Here is a 17,997-nt window from a genome sequence, read left to right as displayed (position 1 = left end):
TCTTCGACGGGTGTGGCGTCGGTTGCCTCACCCGTTTTTTTTCACCTGGAGAAAATGTCGTATGAAGAGCCACGTGATTGACGAGTGGTAACGCCAGCATGGCGCAAGCCTGCTGTACTCAATACCAGGAACCCATCCAGCAGGGACGACAATCGATTTGGCGTGTCCCCATGAACAAAGCAGCCGTGCGTGCCGCCGTGCATCAATTCATCAGCCGCTTGCTGGAAGGCCGGGATGATTTCGACGACAACGCCAGTCTGGCGCAGTTGGGATTGGATAAAGCGGATATCGAAGATTTGATCTTCCATCTGGAAGATGAATTCGGTTTGACGGCTTTTACCGCCGAAGAAGACACGATGCTCAAGACCGCCAGAACGGCAAATGACCTGAGTCGGTTTTTAATTGAGATCGGGCGGCATTGACAGCCTGATCACCGCCCTATGCCTTGTACGCGCACCTGTAGCAGCGAAACTGCTCGCAAAAAACTCCAAGCGCCACGTACTTTCAGGCAGCCGACAGCATTGTCAACGTCCACTGCGAGCGTGCTCGCTCCTGCAGGACTACCGGCGGCGCTGCTGGCGTCGGCGCTGTTCGTCGTCCGTACGGATGGGCACAGGTTGCAGAGGCGGTTCGATCAGACCGAGTGCGACACCCAGGTCGTGCAGCCAATTTTGGATTTTCTCTTTCATGATGCCCCCTTCAGGGTAGTGCCGAGCGGCCAAAATTCTGTAGCCCCTTCGCACTGATAATAGTCCGAAGTCCTGAGCAATGCTCGCCCAAAGTGGCAATGATCTGTTACTGAATGGATCACAATCGAGCGCCATTAAATCATGCAATCGCCCGGGCCTGGCTTTGTGCCGACGGATAGACCGCTTGCTGTTCCTCGATCCACGCATTCAGGTTGGCCCCCACCATGCCCTTGCGCCACATCAGCCATGTGGTTGCGCTGGCAAAAGGCTCGGGGAGCGGGTGCACCGCTACGCTTTCACGCCCCGGCAGGCTGGCCAGCATCGACTCCGACATCAATGCCACGCCGGAGCCGGCAATCACGCACGCGAGCATCCCCGGGTAGGACTCGATTTCCATCGCCCGGCCCATGGCCGCGTGATCGTGAGAGAACCAGGACTCCAGGCGCATCCGATAAGAGCACCCTTGGCGAAAGGTGAATACCGAACGCCCTTCCACGTCACGCGCGCTACGCACCGGCGGGTGGTCGGCTTCGCTGATCAGCACCAGTCGTTCCTCACACAACAGCACGCCGTCGATCACTGCCAACTCTGGCGGCCCATCCACAAGTGCCGCATCGAGGCGGCCGGTGAGCAAACCTTCCAGCAGCTCACCGCTGGGTCCGGACTGCACTTGCAGGTTCACCGCCGGGTAGCGCCGGTGATAGCGGGCCAGCAACGCCGGCAGATGAATCGCAGCAGTGCTGTACATGGTGCCGAGAACGAAGTCGCCGGCCGGTTGACCGCCCTGCACCGCTGCATGGGCTTCGTCGTGCAAGGCGAACAACCTGGCGGTGTAGTCCAGCAGGACTTTTCCCGCAGGCGACAACTGCAGCCGCTGACGCTCGCGTACGAACAATTCAACGCCGAGTTGTTCTTCGAGTTGCTTGAGCCGTGTCGACAGGTTGGATGGCACCCGGTGCAGGCGTTCGGCGGCACGGGTGATGGAGGCTTCCTCCGCCACCGCCTGGAAGATCCGCAACTGACTGAATTCCACACCTTTCTCCAAAAATGAACAAGTCAGCCACTATTGTTCATCTATGAAGAAAGTCAATCAATCCCGACCTGACGGTTGCCTGTCTTCTCGCTCAGCTTTGACCCAGCGCCCTGCGCAATCGGCGGCGAACCCACTGCTCAGCGCTGACGAAGGTGATGCCCAACAACACCAGGACCGCGCCAATCACGAAGTTCAGGCTCAGCTCTTCGCCCAAGAGCAACACGCCGAACGTGACACCGAACAGCGGCGTCATGAACGAAAACACCGCCAGGTTTGCCGCCAGATAACGGCGCAACAGCCAGAACCAGATCAGATAGCTGAAGAACGACACCACCACACCTTGGAACAGCACGCTGGTGACCGCCACGGTGGTCAGGCTGACATGGGTGATTTGACCGCTGAGCAGCGCGATCAACAGCAGGCCGACAAAACCGACTACCAATTGATAGAACAACGTCAGTGTCACGGGCGCCTCAGACAGCCGCGAAGCCCTCACCACTACTGTCGTCGCGCCCCAGGCCGCACCCGCCATTACGCCCAGCGCGTCACCGAGCAGCATGCGGCGATCGAGGTTATCCCACGAAACCCCACCGGCAAACGCGATGCCGATCCCGATGAATGCCAGAATAATCCCCAGCCATTGCACCGGCCGTAAACGCTCACTGGGCAATAACCAATGCACGCCCAACGCCGTGAAGATCGGCGCGGTATAAAGAAACACCGACATGTGCGCTGCAGTGGTCAGTTGCAGGCCTTCTGAGATGAAGAAAAACTCCAGGCCAAACAAGGCACCGGCCAACAGCCCGCCTCGCCACGTGGAGCCGACCTGGTCCCAACCGCCCTTCCAGCAGATCAACAATCCTACGAGCAATGCAGACATGCCCGACCGCCCTGCCGCCTGCATGACCGGCGCGATGTCGGGTGCCGCCCACTTGATCATCACCTGCTGAACACCCCAGACCAGGCACAACCCCAGCATCACCTGCAGGGCAAATCCATCGGCGCTGCGCCGGGTGGCGCTCACCTTGAAACCTCGACATCACAAAACATGGCGGTGGCTCGACAGTTAAAGCAAAGCCCCGGCCTGCTTGTTGGCCAAGCGGTGCCGGGGCGGATTTCAGGCTGTAGGGTGACCTCGCAGGCAACACCCTGAAGTGTTGACTACAAGCAGCAATCAGCTCAGCTCAATACGATCGGCATGAATGACGATCTGGCCGTTCTTGTACAACGCACCAATGGCCTTCTTGAAGTTGCCTTTGCTGACACCGAACATGCTGCTGATAACGGTTGGGTCGCTTTTGTCGCTGACTGGCAAAGTGCCGTTGTTCTCACGCAACTTGGCGAGGATCTTCGAGTTCAGGCTGCTCGCCGCTTCCTGGCCAACCGGTTGCAGGCTCAGACTGATCTTGCCATCGGCACGAACTTCCTTGATGAAGCCCTTCTCTTCTTTGCCGGCGCGCATGAACTTGAAGATTTCGTTCTTGTGGATCAGGCCCCAGTGCTTGTTGTTGATGATTGCCTTGAAGCCCATGTCCGTGGCTTCGGCAACCAGCAGATCAACTTCCTGGCCGGGCGTGTAGTTGGCCGGAGTTTTGTCCAGGTAGCGGTCCAGACGCGCCGTCGCGGTGATGCGGCGAGTGTGTTTGTCGAGATAGACGTGCACCACGGCGTATTCACCCGCTGACATCTGACGCTTTTCTTCCGAGTACGGCAGCAACAGATCCTTGGGCAAGCCCCAATCCAGGAACACCCCAATGCTGTTGACTTCAACAACTTTCAAACTGGCGAATTCACCGACTTGAACTTTCGGCTTTTCAGTTGTTGCGATGAGTTTGTCATCGCTGTCCAAATATACAAATACGTTGAGCCAGTCTTCATCTTCGCTTGGAACATCTTTTGGAATATAACGATTCGGCAAAAGAATTTCGCCGTCCGCACCACCGTCCAGATATAAACCGAAGTTAGTGTGTTTAACCACTTGCAAACTGTTGTAACGCCCGACTAAAGCCATGTCCAATACCCTCATTACGTGGCGGCATTCTACCCGGTTTTGCGGGCCGCGTTCGGTGGGCGGTCCGGTGGTGGGAGAAAAACCTCTGAAGGCCGCAATTTTTCTGGGTTCGGCCACGACCGCTGGCCGCTCGTCTGATCGATCTGTCCACTTTCATGGCGCCCCAAGCAGCGCATAAAACGCCTTTTTCGAGAGCTGTTTTTATTTAAAACAGCGACTTAGGAAAAAACTCCAACAATTAACCGCCGTTTATTTTTCCTGTACATCGAATGCTTCAGGGGATATTTGCCAAGCAAATTGCAGGCATTTCCTGTACGATGCCTGGCCAAGTTAATTTTCTACAGGTTAATGGCCGCCATGCGCGTAAAAGCATCCAACAGCAAAGCAAAGCCAGCTCCAGCCGTCGAAACCAGCGAATCGATCAATAACCAGATCGCTGCATTCCTCAAATCCGGCGGTGAAATCCAGCAAATTGCCAAAGGCGTAAGCGGCCAGACGTTCGGCCCGTCCAAGCAGATCACGCTGGGCAAAAAGTAAAAACCACGCCTCACCTGGTCCCTGGGCGCTTTGAGCTTCGAAGCGTCTGGACTGGAACTCTGCAATAGCCTCCCCCCCAACATCACCAATCTCGTAAAAATCGACGAACGGCCCTCGATGCCTGTCATTCGCCGGTATCCTTGCACGCGTCTAGATCAAGCGTTTCAGCAGGCCAAACCGCCTGCACTCGCTGTTCATGGAGTGACGCATGCAAAAACTCTCCTGCCTTTGCTTACTACTCGGCGGTCTACTGGCGTGCTCCGTTGCCCAAGGTCAGGTTTTTCAGCGCGAGCTGGGCGATTTCGACCTGAAACTCGGTACCAACCCAGCTCGCAGCATGGCCCAGGGTCTGGTCAAACCTTCCGCCGTCGGTTCATTCCATGGTGGCCTGGACCTGACCCATGACAGCGGTTTCTACTTCGGCCAATGGTCACCCAGCATGGGAATCAGTCCCGGGAAAAATCTCGAAATCGATTCCTACGCAGGCTTTAAACAGCCCTTCGACCAAACGCTCGGTTACGAAGTGGGCATCATTCATTACAGCTATCCCGAAGTGGAAACCCTCGACAGTCAGGAACTGTTCGCAGGCTTGACCTTGCTGGGCAGCCGTTTCGGCGTTGCGTTGAGCAACGACCCGGACAAACAGAACAGCACCCTGTTCGCCAATCTCAGCGGCAATGAGCCCTTCGGCATCGGGATCAGTATGAAATACACCACCCACCAGTTGAATACTCCGGTGGCTGTGGACGGTGGTTACGTAGGCAGTTTCACTGATTGGTCGGTGAAGTTGTCCCGCCCCTTCATGGGAATCGACCTTGACCTGATCTACAGTGATTCCAGCCTCAGTGGCAGCACTTGTTCAGCCTATTCCGGGCACAACAACCAGTGTGACGGACTTGTCACACTCAAGGCCGAACGCAGCTTCTATTGATCGGCTGAACTGCCGGCCTCCTCTTGCGTTCACATGAGAATCAGATTCCGAAGCCAGGCCTTCGCAAGGATTCGCCCATGTCTCGCTGGTTAAAATACATCGCCTGTGCACTCATTTGCAGCCTGACCCTGGGCGCGTGCAGTCGCATGGGCCTGGCCTATCGCAACCTCGATGTGATCATTCCCTGGACGCTCAGCGATTACCTGGACATGAACGGCGAGCAGAAAGGCTGGTTTAACGAGCGCCTCAAGGAACATTTGAGTTGGCACTGCTCCACGCAAATGCCCGGCTACCTTGACTGGCTGGACCGCTTGCAAAACATGGTCGCCAGCAATCAGGTCACCGATGCCGCACTGCAGGACCGCGCCACCGAAGCCAAGCAGGCGATCGCCGAAACCGCGCGGGAAATCACTCCGTCAGCGGTCCAGTTGCTGCGGGGGCTGGATGACAAACAGGTGGCAGAGATGAACGAGGCGTTCGCCAAAGACCAGCGCAAACGTCAGGAGAAATACCTAAACCCCTCCCTTGATCAGCAGATCAAGGATCGCGGCGAACGCATGGAAAAGCGCCTGAATGACTGGCTCGGACCACTCAGTCAGGCCCAGCGGCAACGAGTAGCGGCGTGGTCGAATGCCTTGGGCGACCAGAATACGGAGTGGATTGCCAACCGTGCTCACTGGCAAAAGCAATTCAGCGCAGCGGTAGCCCAACGTCAGAGCCCAGAATTCCCACAGCGAATCGAGACGCTTCTGGTCGACCGAGAACGCCTGTGGACACCGGCTTATCGGCAGGCCTTTGCCAAAACCGAAGCGCAAGCGCGTTCGCTGTTTGTCGACCTGATGGCAGAAAGCACGCCGGAACAACGTCAACGGCTGCTGACAAAGATTGAAGGCGTGAAGAAAGACTTCAGTGATCTGAAGTGCCTGAAAGCGGCAAAGCAGGGTTGAAGATCAAAAGATCGCAGCCTGCGGATGCCGTGTGCCGCAGACTGCAAACTAGTGATTCAGGCGATCTGCGCTTTCGACGCGACCTCATCAAACGTCAGCTCATCCAGCGCATCTTCCTGTTCATCGAGCACTTGCCGAGGATGCTCATTGCCCGGAATGCTGCTGTCGATCAGGCTCAATAAACTCGAGCCCCGGGGCGTCAGAATGTAGTTGGCACCGGTGCCGCCCTGTTCCTCAGGCCGAGGTTCGATGTAGCCCCGCTCCAGCAGGAGCTTTTCATATTCGCCCGCCACCGCTTTCAGATGGTCAAGGTTCTCTGTCTGTTCACCCTCCGACGCCTTTTCTGCTGCGTATTGCTCGGCATAGGGCCGTGGGGTAAAGCTGGCTTCGCCGCGCTGCACCTCGTGCAGCAAGCGCTCGATCAAATCCCAGTTATAAGTCGTCATCCTGCAACCTCCGGTGCCCGTGAGTGGGGGCTTCATAGTGTGTGACCGGCAGGCCGGGGGGCCGTTCACCCTGGATTTTTCAGCCCGACCGACCGGCGGCATGTCGAATTCCAGGCATGCCAAACGACTAGGCTGTGTAAGTCACTCCCAGCCCCACGCAGGAGAAAAAACAATGAACGTTCAGAACCATCCCGTCGTGTCGCGGGAAGAATGGCTCGCCGCCCGCAAGCAACACCTGGCCCACGAAAAAGCCTTCACCAAGGAACGGGATAAACTCAGCGCCGAACGCCGCGCCTTGCCTTGGGTGAAAATCGACAAGGACTACCACTTTCAAGGTCCGAACGGCGAATTGAAGCTCGCCGACCTGTTTGGCGGCCGCAGTCAGTTGATCATTTACCATTTCATGTTCGCCGAGGGCTGGGACGAAGGTTGCCCCGGGTGTTCGTTTCTTTCCGACCACATCGATGGCGCCAATCAGCACCTGGCCCACCATGACGTTGCAGTGGTGGCGGTTTCCCACGCACCTTTCGCCGAATTCCAGGCATTCAAGCGACGCATGGGGTGGAAGTTTGACTGGGTCTCGTCAGAGGGCTGCGATTTCAATTACGACTTTGGCGTCTCGGCCAGAGCTGAAGATGTCGCCGCCGGCAAGGCCACCTACAACTACGAAAAAACTGACGGCTCCGAGGAAGAACTTCCGGGCCTCAGCGTGTTTTATCGCAACGAGGATGGCGAAATTTTTCACACCTACTCAACCTATGCCCGAGGCCTGGACATGCTGGTGGGTGCCTACAACTACCTGGATTTGACGCCCAAGGGGCGAAATGAAGAGGAGATCATGGAGTGGGTGAAGCATCACGATAAATATGACGATAATGCCCCGGCAAGTTGCTGCCATGGGTGAATCTGAACTTTTTCCATGCTTGAGGCCTCAACCGGTTAACCCGCCTTAACCGGAACTGAGGCCTGACACATGAAAAACCTGCTCAAGCTCACCCTCGCCGCCACCCTCGCTTGCGCACTGCCTGCCTGGGCCTGTACGCCCGAAGAGGCCACGGCCAAACGCGAACAACTGGCCAAGGAAGTCACCAGGCTCACCGAACAGAACCCGGCCAAGGCCAAGGAAATCAACGATGAGTTGCAAAAAATGGACCTGGGAACGGCTGCGAAAGACCTGCCGGACAAGTGCCAGTTGATCGATCAGCGTTTGAAAGAGCTGGGAACGGCAGAGAAGAAGGCCGACAGCTGAAAACAGACATAAAAAAACCCGGGCTTTGCCCTTGATGCTGTTCACGTAAGAGAACGTCAGCAACCTGTGGCGAGGGAGCTAACTCCCTCGCCACAAGTACAATGTTCGTCCTTAGGTGAAGAGAATCAGGACTTTGTCCGGGTTTTTTCCAGAACGCTACGGCGCTTTATTCAGCCGCCGGTGCTTCCGGCTTGCGACGTTTCAGCGGGGCCATACCGTCCTTGCTCACCAGCGAATCGCTTTTCGGGCGATTGACGCTCTTGCGTTTGGTCGGGGTCTTGGCGGCGGTTTTCTTCTTGTCGCCCTTGGCGTCGGTCTTTTTCTTCTTCACGCCGACGGCCTTGCCCGAAGCCTTGACCTTTTTCGGTCCGCCGTAGGTGCCTTTGACTTCCTTGATGGTGCGGCGCTCGAAGCTCTGCTTGAGGTAGCGCTCGATGCTCGACATCAGGTTCCAGTCGCCGTGGCAGATCAGCGAGATGGCCAGGCCATCGTTGCCAGCGCGGCCGGTACGACCGATGCGGTGTACATATTCGTCGCCGCTGCGCGGCATATCGAAGTTGATCACCAGATCCAGGCCGTCCACGTCGAGACCGCGAGCGGCGACGTCGGTCGCCACGAGGATTTTCACCCCACCCTGCTTCAGCCGGTCGATCGCCAGTTTGCGATCTTTCTGGTCTTTCTCGCCGTGCAGCACGAACGCTTTGTATTCCTGAGCCACCAGACGACCATAGATACGGTCGGCCATCGCCCGGGTATTGGTGAACACGATGGCCTTCTGGTAGGTCTCGTTGGCGAGCAACCAGTTGACGATCTGTTCTTTGTGCTGGTTGTGGTCAGCGGTGATGATTTGCTGACGGGTGGTTTCGTTCAGCTGGCTGACCGCGTTGAGCTGCAGGTGCTCAGGATTGTTCAGGACCTTGGCGATCATCTCGCGCAGACCGGAGCCACCCGTGGTAGCGGAGAACAGCATGGTCTGCTGACGGTTGGTGCACTCATCGACCAGACGCTGCACGTCATCGGCGAAGCCCATATCGAGCATGCGATCGGCTTCGTCGAGCACCAGCACTTCAACTTCTTTCAAGTCGAGGTTACCGGCGTTCAATTGCTCGATCATCCGCCCGGGCGTACCGATCAGGATGTCCGGCACCTTGCGCAGCATGGCGGCCTGGACCTTGAAGTCTTCACCGCCGGTGATCAGGCCGGATTTGATGAAAGTGAACTGCGAGAAGCGTTCAACTTCTTTCAGGGTCTGCTGGGCCAGTTCACGGGTTGGCAGCAGGATCAGGGTCTTGATGCTGACGCGGATCTTGGCCGGCCCGATCAGGCGGTTGAGGATCGGCAAAACGAACGCAGCGGTCTTGCCGCTACCGGTTTGCGCTGTCACCCGCAGGTCACGCCCTTGGAGCGCCAGCGGAATGGCCGCTGCTTGCACAGGCGTTGGCTCGACAAATTTCAGCTCGGCCACGGCTTTGAGCAGGCGTTCGTGCAGGGCGAATTGGGAAAACACGGGTGCTACCTCGAAGAAATACAAAAAATCAGCTGCATAGGGTAACGGTTTCGAGCGCCGAGGCCGAGTTTCTTTATGCAAACGACAGTAAACAGTGGCTTTTTTGTTGCCTGATTTGTCTCCGAAGGTAATCCAAAGCGTCTTAAATGCTCTAATCGCCCGTCGCGTCTCACAGAAGAATCGTTTTTACCCATGGATATCAAACAGCTCTGGCTCAACGCCCAAGACCTTTGGGGTGCACTCGATCAACATCCCGTCGTGCATGCCGGCCTGGCACTGGCAATGCTGCTGGTCATAGCGCTGCTGCTCGGACGAGTGGCGCGCTACCTGATCCTGCATGCCAGCCGAATGCTTGGCCGCCAGCCTGCGTTGCACTGGATCAACGACTTTCGTCACAACAAGGTGTTTCAACGCCTGGCGCAGATGACGCCATCGCTGGTGATCCAGTTCGGCCTGCACCTGGTGCCGGAACTGAGTAAAACCGCGATGATTTTCCTCGGCAATGTGGCGCTGGCATTCACCGTGCTGTTCCTGATCCTGGCGATCAGCGCGCTGCTCAATGCCTTGCTGGACATCTACGCCCGCACCGAACACGCCCGCACCCGCTCGATCAAGGGTTATGTGCAACTGACGAAAATGGTCTTGTACGTATTTGGCGCGATCATCATCGTCGCTACGCTGATCGATCGCTCACCGCTGTTGCTGCTGTCAGGCTTGGGTGCCATGTCGGCGGTGATCCTGTTGGTCTACAAGGACACGCTGCTGTCATTCGTCGCCAGTGTGCAGCTCACCAGCAATGACATGCTGCGGGTGGGCGACTGGATCGAGATGCCACAGGTCGGCGCCGATGGCGATGTAGTGGACATTACGCTGCATACGGTCAAGGTGCAGAACTTCGACAAGACCATCGTCTCGATCCCGACCTGGCGCCTGATGTCCGAATCGTTCAAGAACTGGCGCGGCATGCAGGCTTCTGGCGGCCGCCGGATCAAGCGCAGTCTGTTCATCGACGCCAGCGGTGTGCGTTTTTTGCGTGATGAAGAAGAGCAGAAACTGGCGCAGGTGCATCTGCTGACCGACTACATGTCCCGCAAGCAGGCCGAACTCAAAGCGTGGAATGAAGCCCAAGGCAACCTCGCCGCCATGTCGGCCAACCGCCGACGCATGACCAACATCGGCACGTTCCGCGCCTATGCACTGGCCTATCTGAAAAGCCACGCGCAGATCCAGCCGAACATGACCTGCATGGTCCGGCAGATGCAGACCACGGCACAGGGCATTCCGCTGGAAATCTATTGCTTTACCCGAACCACGGCGTGGGCCGATTACGAGCGGATCCAGGGGGATATCTTCGACTACTTGCTGGCGGTGCTGCCGGAGTTTGGCTTGAGCCTTTATCAGCAGCCCAGTGGCGGCGACTTGCGGGCCGGGTTGTTGCCGGCCCTGCTGGGTTCAAGCCACATTCCCGAGCCGGAAAAAAACCGTATGTAAGGGGTTCAACAGGTCAAGTGGCTAGGTTTTGAAGAGTCGCCGCACATCAACGGGGTCGGCATTCCCGCTTGGGTCAATAGCGAGGAAATACTTCAGCTGCCACTGCTGCGTCTTGATAGCTTGCCGGGCGACGGGCCGGGACCACGGCGGATACACGCGAATCGCTCGCTTACCGCCTTCGCCGGCAATCGACATGACACCTTTGGCAGCCAATATCTCCCGGTCAAACACAAACTGCCCGTTATGGGTTTCATCGCCAACGCTCACCACCACAAAGGCGACGCCATCGTCGCGATCGAGTGGTGCAATCTCGCTGGTCGGCGTTGGCCGTTTCCACAACGTGACGAACTGGCCAATCTTGGTCGGCGTGGTTTTCGCCACCCGGAAGACGATCACCTGGCCATCGAGGCCGAAACGGAAGGCGCCATACTCGGCACTTTCCTCCTCGCGCCGCGCTTCATCCGTCAACGCCAAACCTGCGCGCTTGTAGATCTGCTCAATGGCGGCGATCAAGCCCTTCATGTCCGACTCCGCAACGGCAACACTTCTCGCCTGACGCCCAACCGGCTGATCCAGACCGCCATCAAAATCACAGAGCCACCGAGCAACAACCGCCCCAACTGCTCATGCTGATTCCAGATCAGCAGATTGATCAGCAACCCCACCGGCACATGCAGGTTGTTCATCACTGCCAGCGTCCCGCCATTGACCAGGCAAGCGCCCTTGTTCCACCAGTACAGCCCCAATGCGGTCGAGACCAGGCCGAGGAACAACAACACAGCCCATTGCAACGGTGCTTCGGGTAGGAAATTCTGTTTGCCGAACAGCAGGAACGCCGGCAACGCCACGGCCAGTGCCCCGAGGTAGAAGTAGCCGAAGCGCCGATAATGCGGCAGATCACTCGGGTGTCGTGCGACCAGATGCTTATAGAGCACCTGCCCGGCGGCATAGGTGAAGTTGGCCAGCTGCAGCAGCAGGAACCCCATGAAGAAGTCGGGATTGATCCGGTCGAAGCGAATCACCGCGGCGCCCGCGACCGCCACCAGTGCCGCGATCAAGGCCCAGGGATTGAAGCGACGGTTCAGGGCATCTTCGATCAGGGTCACGTGCAAGGGCGTGAGGATGGTGAACAGCAACACTTCCGGCACCGTCAGCACGCGAAAGCTCAGATACAGGCAGACGTAGGTCACACCAAACTGCAACGCGCCGATCAGCAGCATGCCGCGCATGAACGCCGGTTCCACCGAACGCCAGCGCGTCAACGGAATGAACACCAGCCCCGCCAGCAGCACGCGCACGAGCACCGCGAAGTAACTGTCGACATGACCGGCCAGGTACTCACCGATCAAACTGAAGGAAAACGCCTGGATCAGCGTGACAAAAAGTAGATAGCCCATGCTCGCCTCGTTTCGAATGGCGGCGACGATAGCGGGTTTTGCCAATGATCGCGACCAGTCAAACAATACAAAAACCTGTGGAAGCGGGCTTTTATGCCACCCCATCAAATCGTGGGCAAAAAAAAGCCCGATCTCGCTAAAGCGTTCAATCGGGCTACGGCACTCAGGAGCAATAAGTGCAAAGGGAGGTTCGATGCGCGTACAGGCTTGAAGGGTTGCGCCAGGTCACTAGACCATCGAGCGATTATCTGGCGATTAACAGGTCAGGCCACTTGCGATAGCTTGGCATTGGCCTGGTTCAGGCCTTTCTCCTGGAAGTCGCCACCCAGGTTCATGCCTTCGGCATGGATGAATGTCACATCGTGGATACCGATGAAGCCCATGACCTGACGCAGGTACGGTTCCTGGTGATCCGCCGTGCTGCCGGCATAGATACCGCCGCGCGCCGTCAGCACATAAGCGCGCTTGCCGCTGAGCAGACCTTGAGGCCCGGTTTCTGTGTATTTGAAGGTGACGCCGGCGCGCAGCACATGGTCCAGCCAGGCTTTGAGGGTGCTGGGAATTGCAAAGTTGTACATCGGCGCGGCCATCACCAGTACGTCTGCGGCCAGCAATTCGTCTGTCAGCTGGTTAGACCGCTCCAGCGAAACCTGTTCGATGTCGCTGCGTTGTTCAGCGGGCTTCATCCAGCCACCCAGCAGGTTGATGTCCAGATGCGGTACCGGGTTGACGGCAAGGTCACGAACCGTGATCTGATCCTGCGGATGAGCGGCTTGCCATTGTTTGATGAACGTCTGGGTCAGTTGACGGGAAACCGAGTCTTGCTGACGGGCACTGCTTTCGATGATCAGAACGCGGGACATGGGATGTAGGCTCCATCTGAGAATGCTGTAAGTCGATGGAGTGAAGGTTAAACAGAGTCATATCGATGAAAAAGCGCAAATAATTGCTATAACCCATCAATAAATTCGTTTATAAGCGGAGCATGCCCGTCAGGTTTGCTCCGTTCGGTGTCATTTCGGGGTGCAGCTCAGCTCGATGCGCAGTTTGATGATGTTGCGGCTGAACTTGGCGGTGACGTTTTTGTGTTTGCCAGCCGGTACATCGATCTTTCGGGTGCGTGGAGCTTCCGGGCCGTTGCTGAAAACCGCCTTGCAGCTGGCATCGACATCGCCATAGTTGGCCACCCGAATGGAGCCGATATCGCTATCGGTGTCGAAGGTTTCGTAATCGATCTTCAGGCCATTGAGGTCTTTTTTCACATCGATCGGGTAAGCAGACGCAGTCAGCGGCAACAGGCCCAGCAGTACGCAACCTGATACCAGACAACACATTTTTTTCATTGAGCAGTCTCCAATAAGAACTGCCCAGCTTAGGACAAGAGGAGCACATCATGAAAGCGCCCCGCGTGACCCTTGATCAATGGCGAACACTTCAAGCCGTGGTCGACCACGGTGGTTTCGCCCAGGCCGCCGAAGCGCTGCATCGCTCGCAATCCTCCGTCAGCTACACCGTAGCGCGGATGCAGGATCAGCTTGGCGTGCCATTGCTGCGCATCGACGGGCGCAAAGCAGTGCTGACCGAAGCCGGCGGCGTGCTGTTGCGACGGTCCCGGCAACTGGTGAAACAGGCCAGTCAGCTCGAAGACCTGGCTCACCATATGGAGCAAGGCTGGGAAGCCGAAGTGCGCCTGGTGGTCGACGCCGCCTATCCGAGCGCTCGCCTCGTCCGCGCGTTGACCGCCTTCATGCCGCAAAGCCGAGGTTGCCGGGTGCGATTGCGCGAAGAGGTGCTATCAGGTGTGGAGGAAGTCCTGCTCGAAGGCGTCGCCGACCTGGCGATCACCGGGTTCAGCATTCCGGGCTACCTGGGTGCGGAATTAAGCGACGTCGAATTCGTCGCGGTCGCCCACCCGGAACATTCCCTGCATCGCCTTAACCGCGAACTGAGCTTCCAGGATCTGGAAAGCCACATGCAAGTGGTCATCCGGGACTCCGGTCGCCAGCAACCACGGGACGTCGGCTGGCTCGGCGCCGAACAGCGCTGGACGGTCGGCAGCCTGGCCACCGCCGCGACATTCGTCGGCAGCGGCCTGGGGTTCGCCTGGTTGCCCAGGCACATGATCGAACGAGAACTCAAGGAAGGCACGCTCAAGCTGCTACCTTTGGATCAGGGCGGCAGCCGTAACCCGAGCTTCTATCTGTATTCGAACAAAGACAAACCCCTCGGGCCAGCCACACAGATTCTCGTCGAATTGCTGCGCACCTTCGACACTGCACCACTAGACGCACCGTTCGCCGCCCCCGAACAAGCCTGACACGGAGTGTATGCATGGCCTATTTCGAACATGAAGGATGCAACCTGCACTATGAGGAATATGGTCACGGCACGCCGTTGCTGCTGGTCCACGGGCTGGGTTCCAGCACGCTGGACTGGGAAAAACAGATACCCGCGCTGGCTGCACGCTATCGGGTGATCGTCCCGGATGTACGCGGCCACGGTCGCTCCGACAAACCCCGCGAGCGTTACAGCATTGCCGGCTTCAGCGCCGACCTGATCGCGCTGATGGAGCATCTGAAGCTGGGTCCGACACATTATGTCGGACTTTCCATGGGGGGCATGATCGGCTTTCAACTCGGGGTCGATCAGCCACAACTGCTTAAAAGCCTGTGCATCGTCAACAGCGCGCCGGAGGTCAAATTACGCAGCCGTGACGACTATTGGCAATGGTTCAAACGCTGGAGCCTGATGCGCGTGCTCAGTCTGCGCACCATCGGCAAGGCCTTGGGCGGCAAGCTGTTCCCCAAACCCGAGCAGGCAGATTTACGACAAAAGATGGCTGAGCGCTGGGCAAAAAACGACAAACATGCTTATCTCGCCAGCTTCGATGCCATTGTCGGTTGGGGTGTTCAGGAACGCTTGTCGAAGGTGTCCTGTCCAACCCTCATCATCAGCGCCGACCGTGACTACACTCCGGTCGCGTTGAAGGAAAACTACGTAAAACTGTTGCCTGATGCGCGGCTGGCAGTGATCGCCGATTCGCGTCATGCCACTCCGATGGATCAACCCGAACGCTTCAACCAGACACTGCTCGAATTTCTCACCGCAGTCGACACCACCAATCAGGATCTCTGACCCATGCTGAAAAAAATCGTCCTCGCCGCTGGTTCCGTTCTGTTTGCCGCCAACCTTATGGCCGCAACGCCTGCCAAGGCGCCGCATGTTCTGCTGGAAACCACCAACGGCCAGATCGAAATCGAACTGGACCCGGTCAAGGCTCCGATCAGTACCAAGAACTTTCTTGAGTACGTTGACAGCGGCTTCTACAACAACACGATTTTCCACCGTGTGATTCCGGGCTTCATGGTCCAGGGCGGCGGTTTCACCCAGCAAATGCAACAAAAAGAAACCAAGGCGCCGATCAAGAACGAGCACAACAACGGCCTGGTCAACGTGCGTGGCACCTTGTCCATGGCCCGTACCTCGGTGCCGGACTCTGCCACCAGCCAGTTCTTCATCAACGTCAAGGACAACGACTTCCTCGACCAGGGCGACGGCTACGCGGTGTTCGGCAAAGTCGTCAAAGGCATGGATGTGGTCGACATCATCGTCAACTCGCCTACCACCGTTCGCAGCGGCATGAAAGACGTACCGGCAGATCCGGTGTTCATCAAGTCGGCCAAGCGCATCGACTGAAACCAAGCTGGACAAGGATGTCCGAGCGGTTGCCGGCTCTGTCGGCAACGCTCAATCCGTTCAAAGGAGAGCCCGTTAACGGGTAAACACCGATGCTTTATCGCCGTTTTGAAAAACTGATCGACATCTTCCGCGACGCCCCTTCGGCCGCTCCGCCGGATCGCGTCCTGCCCTTCTATACCTATTACCTCAAACAGGTCTGGCCAAGTTTCGTCGCCCTGTTGATCGTCGGCCTGTTCGGCGCGCTGATCGAAGTCGCGCTGTTCAGCTATCTGAGCCGCATCATCGACCTGGCCCAAGGCACACCCAACGCTGACTTTTTCAAGGTGCACGGCCTTGAACTGGCCTGGATGGTGGTGGTGGCGCTCGTCCTGCGGCCGATTTTCGTCGGCCTGCATGATCTGCTGGTGCACCAGACCTTGAGCCCGAGCATGACCAGCCTGATTCGCTGGCAAAACCACAGCTATGTGCTCAAGCAGAGCCTGAATTTTTTCCAGAATGACTTCGCCGGCCGTATCGCCCAGCGCATCATGCAAACCGGCAACTCCTTGCGCGATTCAGCGGTACAAGCGGTGGACGCCCTGTGGCATGTGCTGATCTACGCGATCAGCTCGCTGGTGCTGTTTGCCGAAGCCGACTGGCGCCTGATGATCCCGCTGCTGACGTGGATCGTCGCGTTCATCAGTGCACTGTATTACTTCGTACCGCGAGTCAAGGAACGCTCGGTGGTGTCCTCCGATGCGCGCTCCAAACTGATGGGGCGGATCGTCGACGGCTACACCAACATCACCACCCTGAAGCTGTTTGCCCATACCAACTTCGAACAGCAATACGCTCGCGAAGCGATCAAGGAACAAACCGAAAAGGCCCAACTGGCCGGCCGCGTCGTCACCAGTATGGACGTGGTGATCACCAGCATGAACGGCCTGTTGATCGTCGGCACCACCGGCCTGGCCCTGTGGCTTTGGACGCAGTCGCTGATCAGCGTGGGCGCCATCGCCCTGGCCACCGGGCTGGTGATCCGCATCGTCAACATGTCCGGCTGGATCATGTGGGTGGTCACCGGCATCTTCGAAAACATCGGCATGGTTCAGGACGGCCTGCAGAGCATCTCGCAACCGGTCAGCGTCACCGACCGAGACCAGGCCAAACCCCTGGCCGTGGCCCGTGGCGAAGTGCGTTTCGAAGACGTGGATTTCCACTACGGCAAACAGAGCGGGATCATCGGCGGGCTCAACCTGACGATCAAACCCGGCGAGAAGATCGGCCTGATCGGTCCGTCCGGTGCCGGCAAATCAACGTTGGTCAACCTGCTGCTGCGTCTCTATGACGTGGAAGGCGGGAGGATTCTCATCGATGGCCAGAACATCGCCGATGTCAGTCAGGAAAGCCTGCGTGAACGCATCGGCATGATCACCCAGGACACGTCGTTACTGCACCGTTCGATCCGCGACAATCTGCTTTACGGAAAACCCGACGCCACCGATAGCGAACTCTGGGAAGCGGTGCACAAGGCCCGGGCCGACGGTTTTATCCCAATGCTTTCGGACGCTGAAGGCCGTGTCGGTTTCGATGCCCACGTCGGTGAACGCGGTGTGAAACTCTCCGGTGGCCAGCGTCAGCGCATCGCCATCGCTCGCGTGCTGCTCAAGGACGCGCCGATTCTGATCATGGACGAAGCCACATCGGCACTGGACTCGGAAGTCGAAGCGGCAATCCAGGAAAGCCTCGAGACCCTGATGCAGGGCAAAACCGTCATTGCCATCGCGCACCGGCTCTCGACCATTGCCCGCATGGACCGCCTGGTTGTGCTGGAAAACGGCAAGATTGCCGAAACCGGCAGCCATGCCGAATTGCTGGCATTGGGTGGGTTGTATGCGCGGCTGTGGCAGCATCAGACGGGTGGGTTTGTCGGGATCGATTAACTTCAGATCACCCTGACCCCTGTGGGAGCGACGGTGCGACGATTCGACTTGCCCGCGATGACGGATTCACATTCAACATTGATGTTGACTGATATTCCGCTATCGCTGGCAAGCCAGCTCCCACAAAGACTCCTTGCC

The 17,997-nt window shown here is 57.7% G+C and carries 21 protein-coding genes; 11 read left to right on the top strand and 10 right to left on the bottom strand.

What is annotated here, in order from left to right; translation table 11 throughout:
- Positions 1-170 precede the first annotated feature (170 nt).
- The gene (locus D8U18_RS18625; RefSeq protein ID WP_130904805.1) at positions 171-422 is read left to right on the top strand and encodes an acyl carrier protein; all 252 of its coding nucleotides are present in this window, start codon (positions 171-173) and stop codon (positions 420-422) included.
- A 138-nt stretch (positions 423-560) separates the two neighbouring features.
- Here the strand turns inward: D8U18_RS18625 and D8U18_RS29235 are convergent, their stop codons facing one another.
- From D8U18_RS29235 to D8U18_RS18610, 4 genes are all read right to left on the bottom strand, one after another.
- Positions 561-689 carry a PA1414 family protein gene (locus tag D8U18_RS29235; protein WP_007914492.1) on the bottom strand — a complete coding sequence of 43 codons (129 nt, stop codon included), beginning with the start codon at positions 687-689 and terminating at the stop codon, positions 561-563.
- Positions 690-828: 139 nt separating this feature from the next.
- Complete coding sequence (locus tag D8U18_RS18620) at positions 829-1,722, bottom strand: LysR family transcriptional regulator (protein WP_056853085.1); 894 nt, start codon at positions 1,720-1,722, stop codon at positions 829-831.
- A gap of 91 nt (positions 1,723-1,813) precedes the next feature.
- Positions 1,814-2,746, bottom strand: a complete 933-nt coding sequence (locus D8U18_RS18615) for a DMT family transporter (protein ID WP_130904791.1) — start codon at positions 2,744-2,746, stop codon at positions 1,814-1,816.
- A gap of 150 nt (positions 2,747-2,896) precedes the next feature.
- Positions 2,897-3,733, bottom strand: coding sequence for a S1-like domain-containing RNA-binding protein (locus D8U18_RS18610; RefSeq protein ID WP_056853087.1), 837 nt, complete (start codon positions 3,731-3,733; stop codon positions 2,897-2,899).
- 348 nt (positions 3,734-4,081) lie between these two features.
- Here D8U18_RS18610 and D8U18_RS18605 point away from each other — a divergent pair, with 348 nt between their 5' ends.
- The 3 genes from D8U18_RS18605 to D8U18_RS18595 all read left to right on the top strand — a co-directional run bounded on the left by D8U18_RS18605 (position 4,082) and on the right by D8U18_RS18595 (position 6,148).
- Positions 4,082-4,270: a hypothetical protein gene (locus tag D8U18_RS18605; RefSeq protein WP_017337097.1), complete on the top strand. Its 189-nt coding sequence runs from the start codon at positions 4,082-4,084 to the stop codon at positions 4,268-4,270.
- Between the two features lie 208 nt (positions 4,271-4,478).
- Positions 4,479-5,201, top strand: a complete 723-nt coding sequence (locus D8U18_RS18600) for a TorF family putative porin (RefSeq protein WP_056853088.1) — start codon at positions 4,479-4,481, stop codon at positions 5,199-5,201.
- A 77-nt stretch (positions 5,202-5,278) separates the two neighbouring features.
- Positions 5,279-6,148, top strand: a complete 870-nt coding sequence (locus D8U18_RS18595) for a DUF6279 family lipoprotein (protein WP_130908207.1) — start codon at positions 5,279-5,281, stop codon at positions 6,146-6,148.
- Between the two features lie 56 nt (positions 6,149-6,204).
- Here D8U18_RS18595 and D8U18_RS18590 read toward each other — a convergent pair whose 3' ends face one another.
- A complete protein-coding gene (locus D8U18_RS18590) occupies positions 6,205-6,594 on the bottom strand; it encodes a hypothetical protein (RefSeq protein WP_056853090.1) in 390 nt (129 codons plus the stop codon).
- Positions 6,595-6,766: 172 nt separating this feature from the next.
- Between D8U18_RS18590 and D8U18_RS18585 the strand changes: the two genes are divergently transcribed.
- Positions 6,767-7,498 (top strand): thioredoxin family protein, encoded by a 732-nt coding sequence (locus D8U18_RS18585; RefSeq protein ID WP_130904794.1) that lies wholly within the window; start codon positions 6,767-6,769, stop codon positions 7,496-7,498.
- Between the two features lie 69 nt (positions 7,499-7,567).
- On the top strand, positions 7,568-7,843 hold the full coding sequence (locus tag D8U18_RS18580; RefSeq protein WP_056853092.1) for a hypothetical protein: 276 nt from the start codon (positions 7,568-7,570) through the stop codon (positions 7,841-7,843).
- A 166-nt stretch (positions 7,844-8,009) separates the two neighbouring features.
- Here the strand turns inward: D8U18_RS18580 and D8U18_RS18575 are convergent, their stop codons facing one another.
- Entirely contained in the window at positions 8,010-9,350 is a 1,341-nt protein-coding gene (locus D8U18_RS18575) for a DEAD/DEAH box helicase (protein ID WP_056853093.1), read from the bottom strand.
- A gap of 192 nt (positions 9,351-9,542) precedes the next feature.
- Between D8U18_RS18575 and D8U18_RS18570 the strand changes: the two genes are divergently transcribed.
- On the top strand, positions 9,543-10,841 hold the full coding sequence (locus D8U18_RS18570) for a mechanosensitive ion channel family protein (protein WP_130904795.1): 1,299 nt from the start codon (positions 9,543-9,545) through the stop codon (positions 10,839-10,841).
- Between the two features lie 21 nt (positions 10,842-10,862).
- Here D8U18_RS18570 and D8U18_RS18565 read toward each other — a convergent pair whose 3' ends face one another.
- The 4 genes from D8U18_RS18565 to D8U18_RS18550 all read right to left on the bottom strand — a co-directional run bounded on the left by D8U18_RS18565 (position 10,863) and on the right by D8U18_RS18550 (position 13,581).
- The gene (locus D8U18_RS18565) at positions 10,863-11,363 is read right to left on the bottom strand and encodes a MepB family protein (protein ID WP_131108149.1); all 501 of its coding nucleotides are present in this window, start codon (positions 11,361-11,363) and stop codon (positions 10,863-10,865) included.
- The gene (locus D8U18_RS18560; protein WP_056853096.1) at positions 11,360-12,238 is read right to left on the bottom strand and encodes a carboxylate/amino acid/amine transporter; all 879 of its coding nucleotides are present in this window, start codon (positions 12,236-12,238) and stop codon (positions 11,360-11,362) included. The genes D8U18_RS18565 and D8U18_RS18560 overlap by 4 nt, the downstream gene beginning before the upstream one ends.
- A 263-nt stretch (positions 12,239-12,501) precedes the next feature.
- Positions 12,502-13,101, bottom strand: coding sequence for an FMN-dependent NADH-azoreductase (locus D8U18_RS18555; protein WP_056853097.1), 600 nt, complete (start codon positions 13,099-13,101; stop codon positions 12,502-12,504).
- Positions 13,102-13,251: 150 nt separating this feature from the next.
- Complete coding sequence (locus D8U18_RS18550; protein WP_130904797.1) at positions 13,252-13,581, bottom strand: 3-phosphoglycerate kinase; 330 nt, start codon at positions 13,579-13,581, stop codon at positions 13,252-13,254.
- A gap of 50 nt (positions 13,582-13,631) precedes the next feature.
- Between D8U18_RS18550 and D8U18_RS18545 the strand changes: the two genes are divergently transcribed.
- From D8U18_RS18545 to D8U18_RS18530, 4 genes are all read left to right on the top strand, one after another.
- Entirely contained in the window at positions 13,632-14,555 is a 924-nt protein-coding gene (locus tag D8U18_RS18545; protein WP_056853099.1) for a LysR family transcriptional regulator, read from the top strand.
- A gap of 14 nt (positions 14,556-14,569) precedes the next feature.
- Positions 14,570-15,373 (top strand): alpha/beta hydrolase, encoded by an 804-nt coding sequence (locus D8U18_RS18540; protein ID WP_056853100.1) that lies wholly within the window; start codon positions 14,570-14,572, stop codon positions 15,371-15,373.
- A gap of 3 nt (positions 15,374-15,376) precedes the next feature.
- Positions 15,377-15,934 (top strand): peptidylprolyl isomerase, encoded by a 558-nt coding sequence (locus tag D8U18_RS18535; RefSeq protein ID WP_056853101.1) that lies wholly within the window; start codon positions 15,377-15,379, stop codon positions 15,932-15,934.
- A gap of 92 nt (positions 15,935-16,026) precedes the next feature.
- Complete coding sequence (locus tag D8U18_RS18530) at positions 16,027-17,859, top strand: ABC transporter ATP-binding protein (protein WP_130904798.1); 1,833 nt, start codon at positions 16,027-16,029, stop codon at positions 17,857-17,859.
- Positions 17,860-17,997 lie beyond the last annotated feature (138 nt).

This window comes from Pseudomonas sp. Sample_10 (assembly GCF_004321495.1).
In the GTDB taxonomy this organism is placed as follows: domain Bacteria; phylum Pseudomonadota; class Gammaproteobacteria; order Pseudomonadales; family Pseudomonadaceae; genus Aquipseudomonas.
This window is presented reverse-complemented; position numbering and strand designations above follow the sequence as displayed.

What these genes read in the sequence shown, in the direction of transcription:
- D8U18_RS18625 (WP_130904805.1), top strand. Translation starts at nt 171, where the DNA reads ATGAACAAAGCAGCCGTGCGTGCCGCCGTGCATCAATTCATCAGCCGC.
- D8U18_RS29235 (WP_007914492.1), bottom strand. Translation starts at nt 689, where the DNA reads ATGAAAGAGAAAATCCAAAATTGGCTGCACGACCTGGGTGTCGCACTC.
- D8U18_RS18610 (WP_056853087.1), bottom strand. Translation starts at nt 3,733, where the DNA reads ATGGCTTTAGTCGGGCGTTACAACAGTTTGCAAGTGGTTAAACACACT.
- D8U18_RS18605 (WP_017337097.1), top strand. Translation starts at nt 4,082, where the DNA reads ATGGCCGCCATGCGCGTAAAAGCATCCAACAGCAAAGCAAAGCCAGCT.
- D8U18_RS18600 (WP_056853088.1), top strand. Translation starts at nt 4,479, where the DNA reads ATGCAAAAACTCTCCTGCCTTTGCTTACTACTCGGCGGTCTACTGGCG.
- D8U18_RS18595 (WP_130908207.1), top strand. Translation starts at nt 5,279, where the DNA reads ATGTCTCGCTGGTTAAAATACATCGCCTGTGCACTCATTTGCAGCCTG.
- D8U18_RS18590 (WP_056853090.1), bottom strand. Translation starts at nt 6,594, where the DNA reads ATGACGACTTATAACTGGGATTTGATCGAGCGCTTGCTGCACGAGGTG.
- D8U18_RS18585 (WP_130904794.1), top strand. Translation starts at nt 6,767, where the DNA reads ATGAACGTTCAGAACCATCCCGTCGTGTCGCGGGAAGAATGGCTCGCC.
- D8U18_RS18580 (WP_056853092.1), top strand. Translation starts at nt 7,568, where the DNA reads ATGAAAAACCTGCTCAAGCTCACCCTCGCCGCCACCCTCGCTTGCGCA.
- D8U18_RS18570 (WP_130904795.1), top strand. Translation starts at nt 9,543, where the DNA reads ATGGATATCAAACAGCTCTGGCTCAACGCCCAAGACCTTTGGGGTGCA.
- D8U18_RS18565 (WP_131108149.1), bottom strand. Translation starts at nt 11,363, where the DNA reads ATGAAGGGCTTGATCGCCGCCATTGAGCAGATCTACAAGCGCGCAGGT.
- D8U18_RS18560 (WP_056853096.1), bottom strand. Translation starts at nt 12,238, where the DNA reads ATGGGCTATCTACTTTTTGTCACGCTGATCCAGGCGTTTTCCTTCAGT.
- D8U18_RS18555 (WP_056853097.1), bottom strand. Translation starts at nt 13,101, where the DNA reads ATGTCCCGCGTTCTGATCATCGAAAGCAGTGCCCGTCAGCAAGACTCG.
- D8U18_RS18550 (WP_130904797.1), bottom strand. Translation starts at nt 13,581, where the DNA reads ATGAAAAAAATGTGTTGTCTGGTATCAGGTTGCGTACTGCTGGGCCTG.
- D8U18_RS18545 (WP_056853099.1), top strand. Translation starts at nt 13,632, where the DNA reads ATGAAAGCGCCCCGCGTGACCCTTGATCAATGGCGAACACTTCAAGCC.
- D8U18_RS18540 (WP_056853100.1), top strand. Translation starts at nt 14,570, where the DNA reads ATGGCCTATTTCGAACATGAAGGATGCAACCTGCACTATGAGGAATAT.
- D8U18_RS18535 (WP_056853101.1), top strand. Translation starts at nt 15,377, where the DNA reads ATGCTGAAAAAAATCGTCCTCGCCGCTGGTTCCGTTCTGTTTGCCGCC.
- D8U18_RS18530 (WP_130904798.1), top strand. Translation starts at nt 16,027, where the DNA reads ATGCTTTATCGCCGTTTTGAAAAACTGATCGACATCTTCCGCGACGCC.